The sequence below is a fragment of the Kitasatospora sp. NPDC059599 genome (assembly GCF_042735125.1).
In the GTDB taxonomy this organism is placed as follows: Bacteria; Actinomycetota; Actinomycetes; order Streptomycetales; family Streptomycetaceae; genus Kitasatospora.
Genome location: NZ_JBHWCL010000134.1, coordinates 1 through 11,537 on the forward strand (window position 1 = coordinate 1; position 11,537 = coordinate 11,537).

Annotated in this window: 13 protein-coding genes; 6 read left to right on the forward strand and 7 right to left on the reverse strand. The window is 73.1% G+C overall.

Annotated elements, in window-relative coordinates; translation table 11 throughout:
• Positions 1 to 47: 47 nt before the first annotated feature.
• Positions 48 to 1,121: a redox-regulated ATPase YchF gene (ychF, locus tag ACFV04_RS33760; protein WP_380347389.1), complete on the reverse strand. Its 1,074-nt coding sequence runs from the start codon at positions 1,119 to 1,121 to the stop codon at positions 48 to 50.
• Positions 1,122 to 1,205: 84 nt separating this feature from the next.
• Entirely contained in the window at positions 1,206 to 1,595 is a 390-nt protein-coding gene (locus ACFV04_RS33765) for a VOC family protein (RefSeq protein ID WP_380534659.1), read from the reverse strand.
• 164 nt (positions 1,596 to 1,759) lie between these two features.
• Between ACFV04_RS33765 and ACFV04_RS33770 the strand changes: the two genes are divergently transcribed.
• Positions 1,760 to 2,365 carry a DUF6542 domain-containing protein gene (locus tag ACFV04_RS33770; RefSeq protein WP_380534661.1) on the forward strand — a complete coding sequence of 202 codons (606 nt, stop codon included), beginning with the start codon at positions 1,760 to 1,762 and terminating at the stop codon, positions 2,363 to 2,365.
• Between the two features lie 46 nt (positions 2,366 to 2,411).
• On the opposite strand, the gene ppgK is transcribed toward ACFV04_RS33770, so the two are convergent.
• A complete protein-coding gene (ppgK, locus tag ACFV04_RS33775) occupies positions 2,412 to 3,158 on the reverse strand; it encodes a polyphosphate--glucose phosphotransferase (protein WP_380347392.1) in 747 nt (248 codons plus the stop codon).
• Positions 3,159 to 3,289: 131 nt separating this feature from the next.
• Positions 3,290 to 4,264 (reverse strand): 4-hydroxy-3-methylbut-2-enyl diphosphate reductase, encoded by a 975-nt coding sequence (locus ACFV04_RS33780; RefSeq protein WP_380347393.1) that lies wholly within the window; start codon positions 4,262 to 4,264, stop codon positions 3,290 to 3,292.
• Positions 4,265 to 4,373: 109 nt separating this feature from the next.
• On the opposite strand from ACFV04_RS33780, the gene ACFV04_RS33785 reads away from it, so the two are divergent.
• The 4 genes from ACFV04_RS33785 to ACFV04_RS33800 all read left to right on the forward strand — a co-directional run bounded on the left by ACFV04_RS33785 (position 4,374) and on the right by ACFV04_RS33800 (position 8,051).
• Positions 4,374 to 5,729, forward strand: coding sequence for an APC family permease (locus ACFV04_RS33785; RefSeq protein WP_380347394.1), 1,356 nt, complete (start codon positions 4,374 to 4,376; stop codon positions 5,727 to 5,729).
• A gap of 10 nt (positions 5,730 to 5,739) precedes the next feature.
• Positions 5,740 to 7,029 (forward strand): exodeoxyribonuclease VII large subunit, encoded by a 1,290-nt coding sequence (xseA, locus tag ACFV04_RS33790; RefSeq protein WP_380534664.1) that lies wholly within the window; start codon positions 5,740 to 5,742, stop codon positions 7,027 to 7,029.
• Between the two features lie 32 nt (positions 7,030 to 7,061).
• A complete protein-coding gene (locus ACFV04_RS33795; RefSeq protein WP_380347396.1) occupies positions 7,062 to 7,319 on the forward strand; it encodes an exodeoxyribonuclease VII small subunit in 258 nt (85 codons plus the stop codon).
• 129 nt (positions 7,320 to 7,448) lie between these two features.
• Positions 7,449 to 8,051, forward strand: a complete 603-nt coding sequence (locus ACFV04_RS33800) for a malonic semialdehyde reductase (protein ID WP_360260938.1) — start codon at positions 7,449 to 7,451, stop codon at positions 8,049 to 8,051.
• A gap of 90 nt (positions 8,052 to 8,141) precedes the next feature.
• Here ACFV04_RS33800 and ACFV04_RS33805 read toward each other — a convergent pair whose 3' ends face one another.
• Complete coding sequence (locus ACFV04_RS33805) at positions 8,142 to 8,678, reverse strand: DUF4245 domain-containing protein (protein ID WP_380534666.1); 537 nt, start codon at positions 8,676 to 8,678, stop codon at positions 8,142 to 8,144.
• Between the two features lie 215 nt (positions 8,679 to 8,893).
• On the opposite strand from ACFV04_RS33805, the gene glpX reads away from it, so the two are divergent.
• Complete coding sequence (gene glpX / locus ACFV04_RS33810; protein ID WP_350631566.1) at positions 8,894 to 9,934, forward strand: class II fructose-bisphosphatase; 1,041 nt, start codon at positions 8,894 to 8,896, stop codon at positions 9,932 to 9,934.
• A gap of 144 nt (positions 9,935 to 10,078) precedes the next feature.
• Here the strand turns inward: glpX and ACFV04_RS33815 are convergent, their stop codons facing one another.
• Both ACFV04_RS33815 and ACFV04_RS33820 read right to left on the reverse strand, forming a co-directional pair.
• Positions 10,079 to 10,510, reverse strand: a complete 432-nt coding sequence (locus ACFV04_RS33815; RefSeq protein ID WP_380534668.1) for a WhiB family transcriptional regulator — start codon at positions 10,508 to 10,510, stop codon at positions 10,079 to 10,081.
• A gap of 265 nt (positions 10,511 to 10,775) precedes the next feature.
• A complete protein-coding gene (locus tag ACFV04_RS33820) occupies positions 10,776 to 11,525 on the reverse strand; it encodes a DUF1707 domain-containing protein (RefSeq protein WP_380347398.1) in 750 nt (249 codons plus the stop codon).
• Positions 11,526 to 11,537 lie beyond the last annotated feature (12 nt).

An 11,537-nucleotide genomic window follows, 5' to 3' on the forward strand; every position in this document is an offset into this window, starting at 1 on the left:
CGTACGGGGACCGGGCGGTCCGGGTCGGGCAGCCTCTTCGCGGGCCGTCAGACGTTGAAGCGGAACTCCACCACGTCGCCGTCCTGCATGACGTACTCCTTGCCCTCGATGCGGGCCTTGCCCTTGGAGCGGGCCTCGGCGATGGAGCCGGTCTCGACCAGGTCGGCGAAGGAGATGACCTCGGCCTTGATGAAGCCCTTCTGGAAGTCGGTGTGGATGACACCGGCGGCCTCGGGGGCGGTGGCGCCCTTCTTGATGGTCCAGGCCCGGGTCTCCTTGGGGCCGGCCGTCAGGTAGGTCTGCAGGCCGAGGGTGTCGAAGCCGACCCGGGCGAGGGTCGCCAGGCCGGGCTCCTCCTGGCCCATCGACTGGAGCAGCTCCAGGGCCTCGGCGTCGTCCAGCTCGATCAGCTCGGACTCGATCTTGGCGTTGAGGAAGATCGCCTCGGCCGGGGCGACCAGCTCGCGCTGCGCGTTCTTGAAGTCCTCGTCGGCCAGCTCGTCCTCGTCCACGTTGAAGACGTAGAGGAAGGGCTTGGCGGTCAGCAGGTGGAGCTCGCGGATCGGGGCGGTGTCGAAGCCGGCCTCGAACAGGGTCTTGCCGGTCTCCAGGATCGCCTGCGCGGCCTCGGCGGCGGCCAGCACGGGGGCGGTGTCCTTCTTGAGGCGCGCCTCCTTCTGCAGCCGCGGCAGGACCTTCTCGATGGTCTGGAGGTCGGCCAGGATCAGCTCGGTGTGGATGGTCTCGATGTCGTCCTTGGGCGACACCTTGCCGTCCACGTGCACCACGTCCGGGTCGGTGAAGGCGCGCACGACCTGGCAGATCGCGTCCGACTCGCGGATGTTGGCGAGGAACTTGTTGCCCAGGCCCTCGCCCTCGCTGGCGCCGCGCACGATGCCCGCGATGTCGACGAAGTCGACGGTCGCCGGGAGGATGCGCTGCGAGCCGAAGATCTCGGCGAGCTTGGCCAGCCGCGCGTCCGGGACGCCGACCACGCCGACGTTCGGCTCGATGGTGGCGAACGGGTAGTTGGCCGCCAGCACGTCGTTCTTGGTCAGGGCGTTGAACAGGGTCGACTTGCCGACGTTCGGCAGGCCGACGATTCCGATCGTGAGCGACATGAAGCGCAGTCCCGGGGGCTTGGAGGAGTTGGGTCGGCACCGTACGGGCCGACCCCCAAGTCTACGGGCAGCGCCCGCGCTGCCTCACGCCTCGGTCGCCGCGGCCCGGGGCTCCAGGAACTCCAGCCGGTTGCCCAGCGGGTCGGCGGCGTGGAAGCGACGGCGGCCGGGCACGTTCGTGTCCCAGAGCACCTCGTGGCCGTGCGCGGCAAGGTGGTCGGCCAGCGCGTCCAGTGAGCCGACCTGGATCCCGGGGTGCCCCTTCACGGACGGGCGGAAGTCCGGCACCACGCCCAGGTACACCTCGACCCCGCCGCCGCGGAACCAGCAGCCGCCGCGGGCGGCCAGCACGGGGGGCTTGGGCAGTTCGGTCATGCCGAGCACCCCGGACCAGAACGCGCGGCACCGGTCCTCGGTGCCGGCCGGGATGTCGAGCTGGACGTGGTCGAGTCGTTCGAACGTGAAACCGGTCATGCGAAGCCCCCGCGTGAAGATCGAATGATCATGATCTGTCGACTCCGCCGAGCAGGTCAGCACACCAGAGCGACGATCACATGACTACGCCGTCCGAAGACACGGGACAAGGCCTGAACGGTCCATTACACAGTGTGGCGATGATCGGACCGTACGTTGGACAGGTGGAGCAGAGCATCCGAACCCAGCCGCCAGGGCCCAGACGCCGTCCGCCGAACCGCGCGGCCGCAGCCGCCGTCCCCGGTCCAGGCCGGGCTCCCGAGTCCGCCCCCGCCTCCCGGCTGCGCCCGGTGGCCGGCCCGTCCGGCGCCGCCCGTCCGCCCGCGCCACGGCTTCGCCTGCCGTTGCGCGGGCGCGGCGAGGACCGGCTGTACGGGCGGCGCCGGACCGGTCGGCCGACCCGGCTGACGGCCATCGGCACCGGCGTGCTCGCCGTCCTGGCCACCCTCGCGGTGGCGGGCCTGGACCGGCTGCTCTTCGACGACCTGGGCTGGCTGTTCGGCCTCGGCTACCTGGTGGTCTGCTTCCAGCTGGCCGTACGCGTCCGCTACGTCGACCTGCTGGCCGCGCCGATCAGCGGGCCGATCGCCTTCGCCGCGGCGCTGCTGCTGCTCGCGCCGGTCGGTTCCTCGGGCGTCACCGCCCAGGTGGTCTCACTGGCGACCGGGCTGGCGCTGCGGGCCGGCTGGCTGTTCTCCGGCACCGGGCTCGCCGCGCTGATCGTGCTCGCCCGCTTCGTCGCCCAGCGCCGGATCCAGCGCTCCCGCTGAGGGCGCTCCGCCGCCGGGCGGGGCGGGCGGCCCTCAGCCCGCCGCCTCAGCCCGCCGCCTCAGCCGCCGCCATGGCCGCCCCGACGATGCCCGCGTCGTTGCGCAGCTCCGCCGGCACCACCCGCGCCTCGCGGTCCTTCAGCAGCGGCAGGAACCGCTCGTGCTTGCGGCTCACCCCGCCGCCGATCACGACCAGCTGCGGCGAGAACAGCATCTCCACCAGGTCCAGGTACTCGTCGACCCGCCCGGCCCACTGCTCCCAGTTCAGCCCGTGCCGCTCCTTGGCGGCCGAGGAGGCCCGGCGCTCGGCGTCCTTGCCGCGCAGCTCCAGGTGGCCCAGCTCGGTGTTGGGCACCAGCGCGCCGTCCACGAAGAGGGCGCTGCCGATGCCGGTGCCGAAGGTGAGCAGCAGGACGACCCCGGACTGGCCGCGGCCCGCACCGTGCGTCACCTCGGCGAGACCGGCCGCGTCCGCGTCGTTGAGGACGGTCGCGGGCAGGTCCAGGGCCTCGCGGAACAGTCCCTCGGCGTCGATGCCGATCCAGCCCTTGTCGACGTTGGCCGCGGTCCTGGTCCGGCCGCCGACCACCACCCCGGGGAAGGTCAGCCCGACCGGGCCCCGGTGGTCGAACTGCCGGACCACCTCGCACACGGCGGCGACCACGGCCTCGGGCGCGGACGGCTGCGGGGTGAGCACCTTGTGCCGCTCTTCGGCGAGCACGCCCCTGGCGAGGTCGACCGGTGCGCCCTTGATGCCCGAGCCGCCGATGTCCACGCCGAATACCGCCGTCATCACATCCACCCTCCGCCGTCGCCGCGGACCGCTTGTCCACAGCCTGTGAACAACGCTACGAGAGCGCGCACGGGCCCGCACAGCAGAAGACCCGGCACCCCGCGAGGGGGGCGCCGGGCCGTCCGGAGGTGTCAGAGCTTGCCCGCGGCCTCGGCCCGCAGGTCGCGGCGCAGTTCCTTGGGCAGCGAGAAGGTCAGGTGCTCCTCGGCGGTCTTGACCGTCTCGACCGTGTCGTAACCGCGCGCGGCCAGGAACTCCAGCACGCCCTCGACCAGGATCTCCGGGACCGAGGCGCCGCTGGTGAGGCCGACGGTGCCGACGCCCTCCAGCCACTCCTCGCGGATCTCCTCGGCGAAGTCCACCAGATGGGCGGCCTTGGCGCCGTACTCCAGGCCGACCTCGACCAGGCGGACCGAGTTGGAGGAGTTCCTGGAGCCGACCACGATCAGCAGGTCGGTCTCGGGGGCCATCTGCTTGACCGCGACCTGGCGGTTCTGGGTCGCGTAGCAGATGTCGTCGCTGGGCGGGCTGACCAGGGCCGGGAAGCGGTTCTTCAGCTCGCCGACGGTGGCCATCGTCTCGTCCACCGACAGGGTGGTCTGGGACAGCCAGACGACCCGGGACTCGTCCCGGACCTGCACGTTGGCGACGTCCTCGGCACCGTCCACCAGGTGGATCCGGTCCGGGGCCTCGCCCATGGTGCCGATGACCTCCTCGTGGCCCTCGTGGCCCACCAGCAGGATGTCGAAGCCCTCGTCGGCGAAGCGCACGGCCTCCTTGTGCACCTTGGTGACCAGCGGGCAGGTGGCGTCGATGGTGGCGAGCTTGCCGGCCCGTGCCTCGTCGTGGACGGACGGGGCGACGCCGTGCGCGGAGAAGACCACGATCGAGCCCTCGGGCACCTCCTCCGTCTCGTCGACGAAGATCGCGCCCTTCTTCTCCAGGGTCTGCACCACGTACTTGTTGTGGACGATCTGCTTGCGGACGTAGATGGGCGCCCCGTACTGCTCCAGGGCCTTCTCCACGGCGATCACAGCGCGGTCGACACCCGCGCAGTAGCCCCGGGGGGCGGCGAGCAGGACACGGCGCGGCGCGGTGTTGGACATGGCTCCATCGTACGGGCGACGGCGGGCGCCGCCTCCCGCACCGGGGAGCCGCGCCGACGGCGGGCACTTTCCGTCCGGTCCCGGCCACGAATGTTCAAATCTGGTGTCTATGAGCTCTGTGAGCGGGCAGGCGACGCCGGGCGGCCTGCGCCGCAGCCTGGGCGTCCGCGATCTGATGGTCTACGGACTGCTGTTCATCGCCCCGATGGCCCCGGTCGGCGTGTTCGGCGTGCTGGACGCCAAGAGCCACGGCGCCGTCGCCACCGTCTACCTGGCCGCCACCGCGGCGATGGGCCTCACCGCCTTCTCGTACGCCCAGATGGTGCGCGCGGTGCCGCGGACCGGCTCGGTGTTCGCCTACGCGACGGCGGGGCTGGGCGAGGGGGCGGGGTTCATCGCCGGGTGGATGGCGATGCTCGACTACCTGCTGATCCCCGCGGTGGCCTACCTGTTCTCCGGGATCGCGCTGCACTCGCTGGTGCCGGGCGTCTCGCGCTGGGTGTGGACGGCGGCCGCGGTCGTGGTGACCACCGCGCTCAACCTGATCGGGGTGCGGACGGCGGCGGCGGTCGGCTTCGCGGTACTCGCCATGGAGGTCGCGGTGCTGGCGGTGTTCGTGGCGGCGGCCGTGGTGGCGCTGGTCCAGGACGGCGCCCGGCGCGGCTGGGACACCCCGTTCACGGCCGTCGGCGGCTTCTCGATGACCGCCGTGATCTCGGCGGTGTCCGTCGCGGTGCTGTCCTACCTGGGGTTCGACGCGATCGCGACCTTCGTCGAGGAGGCCGTCGGCGCCTCGGCGGCGGTCGCCCGGGCCGTGCTCTGGTGCCTGGCGCTGGCCGGGGTGCTGTTCGTCGTGCAGACCTACCTCGCGGCGCTGCTGGAGCCGATGGGCCCGCGGCAGCTGGCCGCCGACCCGGTGGCACAGGGTTCGGCCTTCTACGACACCGTGGAGAGCGGGGTCGGGCACTGGCTGCACGTGCTGGTGGCGGCCAGCAAGGCGATCGGCGCGGCCTTCGCGGCCCTGGCCGGCCAGGCGGCGGCCGGGCGGCTGGTCTTCGCGATGGCCCGGGAGGGGCGGCTGCCGCGCCGGCTCGACTCGGTCGACCCGGGCAGCGCGGTGCCGCGCCGGGCGCTGCTGGCGGCCGCGGTGGTCACCATGGCGGCGGCCGTCTGGGCGGCGAGCCGGGACGACGGGCTGGACCGGCTGACCTCGGTGGTGAACGTGGGCGCGCTGACCGCCTTCGCGCTGCTGCACGCCTCGGTGATCGGCTGGTACACGGTGCGGCACGGCTCCCCCGACCGGCTGCGGCACGTGGTCGTCCCCGCCCTGGGGATCGCGGTGATCGCCGCGGTGGTCTACGAGGCCGCGCCCACCGCGCAGCTGGTCGGGCTGGTCTGGCTGGCGGCCGGCCTGGTGGTGCTCGGCGTCCAGGGTTCCCCGGGATCTGTCGGCGGACGCCGCTAGCCTCGTACGCATGGCCAACACCAGCTCCCCCGAAGCCCCGCTCCCGGTCGGCAAGGTCTCCGCGCTGATCGGCGGCTGGATCGACCGGCTCGGCGCGGTGTGGGTGGAGGGGCAGATCACCCAGCTCAGCCGCCGGCCCGGGGCGGGCGTGGTGTTCCTGACCCTGCGCGACCCGCAGGCGGACGTGTCGCTCACGGTGACCTGCTTCCGCTCGGTGTTCGACCAGGTCGCGGACGTCGTGCAGGAGGGCGCGCGGGTCGTCGTGCACGCCAAGCCGGAGTGGTACGCGGCGCGCGGGCAGCTGTCGCTGCGCGCCTCGGAGATCCGGCCGGTGGGGCTGGGCGAGTTGCTGGCCCGCCTGGAGCAGCTGAAGCGGCGGCTCGCCGGGGAGGGCCTGTTCGCGGCCGAACGCAAGAAGCCGCTGCCGTTCCTGCCGCAGTGCGTCGGGCTGGTCACCGGGCGCGGCTCGGCGGCCGAGCGGGACGTGCTGGAGAACGCCCGCCGGCGTTGGCCGGCCGTGCGCTTCGAGGTGCGCAACGTCCCGGTGCAGGGCGTCAGCGCGGTGGAGCGGGTGAGCGCGGCGGTGCGGGAGCTGGACGAGCACCCCGAGGTGGACGTGATCGTGGTGGCCCGCGGCGGCGGCAGCGTGGAGGACCTGCTGCCGTTCTCGGACGAGGGACTGGTGCGGCTGGTCGCGGCCGCCCGTACGCCGGTGGTCAGCGCGATCGGGCACGAGCCGGACCAGCCGCTGCTGGACTTCGTGGCGGACCTGCGCGCCTCCACTCCGACCGATGCCGCCAAACGGGTGGTTCCGGACGTCGGCGAGGAGCTGGCGAAGGTCCGCCAGCTGCGCGACCGGGCCCGCCGGCACGTGCTGGCCCGGGTCGAGCGCGAGCAGCACGGGCTGGACGGGCTGCGCAGCCGCCCGTCCATGGCCGCGCCGCACCGGATGCTGGACGGCCGCGGCCAGGAGGTGGAGGGCCTGCTGGAGCGGGCCCGGCGCACCCTGCGGCACCGGCTGGACCACGCGCAGAGCGACCTCGGGCACACCCTGGCCCGGGTGGTCGCGCTCTCCCCGGCGGCCACCCTGGAGCGCGGCTACGCGGTGCTCCAGCGGACGGACGGCACGGTGGTGACCGACCCGGCGCAGGTCACGCCCGGGGAGGGGCTGCACGCCCGGGTGGCGGGCGGCGGCTTCGACGTCACGGCGGCCGGTGCGTCCACGGCCGGTGACACCGCCGCCGGTGACACGGGGGCCGGTGACGCCGCCGCCGGTGACACCGCCGCCGACGGGGACTGACGCTGTCGGCCCCACCCCCTACGCTGGCACGCATGGCAGAGCAGCAGGAGCAGCAGGACGCGGCGGCACCCAACCCGGACGACGCGCTGGGCTACGAGCACGCCCGGGACGCGCTGCTGGAGGTCGTCCGGCAGCTGGAGAACGGCGGGACGTCGCTGGAGGAGTCGCTGGCCCTGTGGGAGCGCGGCGAGCAGCTGGCCAAGGTGTGCCAGCGCTGGCTGGACGGCGCCCGGGCCCGGCTGGACGCCGCGCTGGCCGCCGAGGAGGGCGGGGCCGCGGGCGACCGGTGAGGCCGCCGGGCGAATGTGAGGCGAGTCACAGCGGCCCGGGGAATCGTTGAACGTTCACCCATGTTGGAGGAAGTGATCGGCCCCGGCCGGTCATACCGACGAACCCCCTCCCGCATGAGGTGCAGAAGCATGACCACCGACGCCCTGGTACTCGACGCCGCCGCTCAGGACCTCCTGTTCCGCGAGGCCCGCACCGCGAACACCTTCACCGACGAGCCGGTCTCCGAGGAGCAGGTCCAGGCCATCTACAACCTGGTCAAGTTCGGCCCGACCGCCTTCAACCAGCAGCCGCTGCGCGTCGTCCTGGTCCGCTCGGCCGAGGGCCGCGAGCGCCTCGTCCAGCACATGGCGGACGGCAACAAGGCCAAGACCGCCGCCGCCCCGCTGGTCGCCATCCTGGCCGCGGACAACGAGTTCCACGAGGAGCTGCCGACCCAGCTCCCGCACTTCCCGCAGGCGAAGGACATGTTCTTCTCGGAGCGCAGCGTCCGCGAGCAGTCCGCCACGCTGAACGGCGCCCTGCAGGCCGCCTACTTCATCATCGGCGTGCGCGCCGCCGGCCTGGCCGCCGGCCCGATGACCGGCTACGACGCCGACGGCATCAACAAGGAGTTCTTCGGCGACGGCGAGCACTCGGTGCTGGCCGTGGTCAACATCGGCAAGCCGGGCGACGACGCCTGGTTCCCGCGTTCGCCGCGCCTGGCCTACGACGAGGTCGTCACCACCGTCTGACGGCTGACGGCTGACGTCCGACGCGCCCGCGCGAAAGGGCCCCGCACCGGTTCGTCCGGTGCGGGGCCCTTCGGCGTGCTGCGGCCGGCGCTACTTGAGTGCCTGCGCCAGCTCGGCCAGCTCCTCGTAGGAGGCGGTGCCGGTGAGCACGGCGGTCCCGGTGCCGGTCTGCGCGGTCAGCGCGCGGGCCTTGCCGCCCTGGACCCGGTCCCAGGTGCGGCCGGCCACGTCGGAGGCGCCGTCCGGCTTGCCGCCCGCGACCTTGTCGGCGAGCAGCGAGTCGCGCGGCGCGTCGCTCTGCTCGACCGCCGCGTACTGGCCGGACGGCGTCACGAAGCCCAGGTGCCAGGCGTTGCCCTTGCCGTTGCTCTGGTCGGCCGACCGGTAGCTGACCGAGGTGGCCCGCCACTTGTCGGACAGCCCGTCCGGGGAGAGCAGCGGGTACGGCGCGGCACGCTTGGCACTGGCCGCGGCCGCCTTGTACTCGACCACGTGCACCGGGTCGCTGTTGGCGTCGTGCGGGAGGAACAGGTACCCGATCCAGACGACGAAACCGACCGCCAGCATCGACAGGACCATGTCCCGTACGGTCTGGCGACCCCTCATGCCCTTGCTCTCTGCAGCCACCCCCACATGGTGACTCATGCACATGCGGACCCGGCCACCCGGGGTGTCCACGAACGGGTGAACCGGGACGAACCGGTGGTTTCGGCCACCGCACGGCGACCCGCGCCACAGACAGTCATCTCGTGGGCAGATACGATCGCATCACCCTCACCACGGCGTTCGACCTGGCAGTAGTCGGGCGCTCACTGGCCGTCGCGTACAGAGAGGTAACGACGATGACCACGCAGTACCCGCACCACCTTCCCAGTGCCCTGGAGGTCGCGCCCGAGGCTCCGGACCGGAACCTCGCGCTCGAACTCGTCCGGGTCACCGAGGCGGCAGCGATGGCGGCCGGCCGGTGGGTCGGACGTGGCGACAAGAACGGCGCGGACGGTGCAGCCGTGAAGGCGATGCGCACCCTCGTCTCGACCGTCTCGATGAACGGCGTCGTCGTCATCGGCGAGGGCGAGAAGGACGAAGCCCCGATGCTCTACAACGGCGAACGGGTCGGCGACGGCACCGGCGCCGAGTGCGACGTCGCGGTGGACCCGGTGGACGGCACCACCCTCACCGCCAAGGGCATGAACAACGCCGTGGCCGTGCTGGCCGTGGCCGACCGCGGCACCATGTTCGACCCCAGCGCCGTGTTCTACATGGACAAGCTGGTGGCCGGCCCGGAAGCCGCCGAGTTCGTCGACATCACCGCCCCGGCCGCCGTCAACATCCGCCGGGTCGCCAAGGCGAAGGGCAGCGCCGTCGAGGACGTCACCGTCGTCGTCCTGGACCGCCCGCGCCACGACGGCCTGGTCCGGGAGATCCGCGAGGCGGGCGCCCGGATCAAGTTCATCTCCGACGGCGACGTGGCCGGCGCCATCATGGCCGCCCGCGAAGGCACCGGCGTCGACCTGCTGATGGGCGTCGGCGGCACCCCGGAGGGCATCATCGCGGCCTGTGCGATGAAGTGCATGGGCGGCGTGATCCAGGGCCGCCTGTGGCCCAAGGACGACGCCGAGCGGCAGAAGGCCCTGGACGCCGGCCACGACCTGGACCGGGTGCTCACCACCGACGACCTGGTCAGCGGCGAGAACGTGTTCTTCGTCGCCACCGGCATCACCGACGGCGAGCTGCTGCGCGGCGTGCACTACCGCTCGGAGACCGCCACCACCAGCTCGCTGGTCATGCGCTCCAAGAGCGGCACGATCCGCGAGATCCACTCCACCCACAAGCTCTCGAAGCTGCGGGCCTACAGCGCGATCGACTTCGACCGCGCGAACTGACACCGGGCCCGGCGACCGGCTGACGGCTCGCCCCGGGAACAGCAGGCAGCGGCCCCGGCGGAATCCCCCTCCGCCGGGGCCGCGGCGCGTCCGGCCCCGGGCCCGCGGCCCGCGGAACCCGGACCCCGGGTCTTCGGCCCGCCGTCACCCGGCTATCCGGCTCCGCGCGGGCGCCGTCACCCGGGCCGCCTCACGCAGCTCCGCGTCCCGGCGGCGGCGCCGGGCCAGCACCACCCGCCGCTCGGCGGCCGTCAGCCCGCCCCAGACCCCGTACGGCTCCGGCTGGGCCAGCGCGTGCTCACGGCACTCCAGCAGCACCGGGCAGCGGGCACAGACCTGCTTGGCCTGCTCCTCCCGGGACAGCCGGGCCGCCGTCGGCTCCTTGGAGGGAGCGAAGAACAGCCCCACCTCGTCCCGCCGGCACGCCGCACCGGTGTGCCAGGGGTCGTCCTCGCCCGCGGCGCCGCCCGCCGGGCCGCCCGGGGGCTGCGGCTGCGGGCGGACGTCGCGGCGGTGTTCCAGCAGCTGCGCGGCGGCGGCTGGCGAGGTGGTGCGGGACTCGATCGGATGCAGCACGGCCGTACTCCTGACGAGGCTCTCGGACACGGGGAACCCCGCTCCCCTGCCCGGCTGCGAGCCCCCGCTGTCCAACCCTCCGGAACGGCCGCTGGGCCGCCTCCGGTGCGCAGCCGTACAAGAAGCGATGTGCGGAAGGAACTACCCCGCCCGACCGCGATTCATGCACACTGCACGCAATCGACTACGGAGTGCACCCGGCCGCAACGTCGAGCGCCCGACCGGGAGTTGATCCACGGCCGGGCGCCACAAAGGCCAACCGGGTTCACTCTGCGCCGAGTTGGCGGCGCGCCCACTCCTTGAGCTTCTTGCCCCGGCGCGGCTTGGCGGTGCAACCACCGAACATCGCAAGGCCCTTGACCCGGACAACCGGAGCGTACGGGTCCGCCGCGGTCTGCTCGCGGACGTCGAATCCGCCGAACAGGCCGACCCCGCCGCCCTGCAGGCTGACGTTCTCCGGCACCCGGACCTCGACCCCGCCGAACATCGCCACGACCACGATCTCCACCTCGGGAGACTCGAAGACGGCGTCGCTCAGGTCGATCTCCACCCCGCCGAACGCGGCGAAGGCCTTCAGGTGCGACCCCACCCGCCAGCGGCCCTTGCGGGACGCGCCGCCGAAGATCGCCACCACCGCGGGCGACTCCTGACGCGCGGGCGGCTGGGGCGTCGCGGCCGCCGAACCCAGCGGCTGCTTCTCGAAGGACAGCGGCCGGGCCGGCAGGTCCCGGGTCAGCGGCACCAGGTCACCGAAGGTCTTGGCGGCGTACGCGGCCTCGATGCGCTCCGCGTGCTCGTCCGCGTCCAGGCGCCCCTCGGCGTAGGCGTCCCGCAGCAGTTCCGCGACCTTCTCGCGGTCCGCGTCCGAGACGCGTATCTCGGCGTCCGCCGCCGGCTGGTGCACCGGCTGCGGCGCGGCCCCGGGCTTCGCCCCCGGCTCCGGTTCGGACTTGGTCATCGGTACGGGCGCCGGCACCGGCTGCCCCGGATCGTCGTGCGACGGCGAGTTGTCCACGGGGTCCACCCT

What these genes read in the sequence shown, in the direction of transcription:
- ACFV04_RS33765 (WP_380534659.1), bottom strand. Translation starts at nt 1,595, where the DNA reads ATGACCGGTTTCACGTTCGAACGACTCGACCACGTCCAGCTCGACATC.
- ACFV04_RS33780 (WP_380347393.1), bottom strand. Translation starts at nt 4,264, where the DNA reads ATGTCCAACACCGCGCCGCGCCGTGTCCTGCTCGCCGCCCCCCGGGGC.
- ACFV04_RS33800 (WP_360260938.1), top strand. Translation starts at nt 7,449, where the DNA reads ATGACCACCGACGCCCTGGTACTCGACGCCGCCGCTCAGGACCTCCTG.
- ACFV04_RS33785 (WP_380347394.1), top strand. Translation starts at nt 4,374, where the DNA reads ATGAGCTCTGTGAGCGGGCAGGCGACGCCGGGCGGCCTGCGCCGCAGC.
- glpX (WP_350631566.1), top strand. Translation starts at nt 8,894, where the DNA reads ATGACCACGCAGTACCCGCACCACCTTCCCAGTGCCCTGGAGGTCGCG.
- ychF (WP_380347389.1), bottom strand. Translation starts at nt 1,121, where the DNA reads ATGTCGCTCACGATCGGAATCGTCGGCCTGCCGAACGTCGGCAAGTCG.
- xseA (WP_380534664.1), top strand. Translation starts at nt 5,740, where the DNA reads ATGGCCAACACCAGCTCCCCCGAAGCCCCGCTCCCGGTCGGCAAGGTC.
- ACFV04_RS33795 (WP_380347396.1), top strand. Translation starts at nt 7,062, where the DNA reads ATGGCAGAGCAGCAGGAGCAGCAGGACGCGGCGGCACCCAACCCGGAC.
- ppgK (WP_380347392.1), bottom strand. Translation starts at nt 3,158, where the DNA reads ATGACGGCGGTATTCGGCGTGGACATCGGCGGCTCGGGCATCAAGGGC.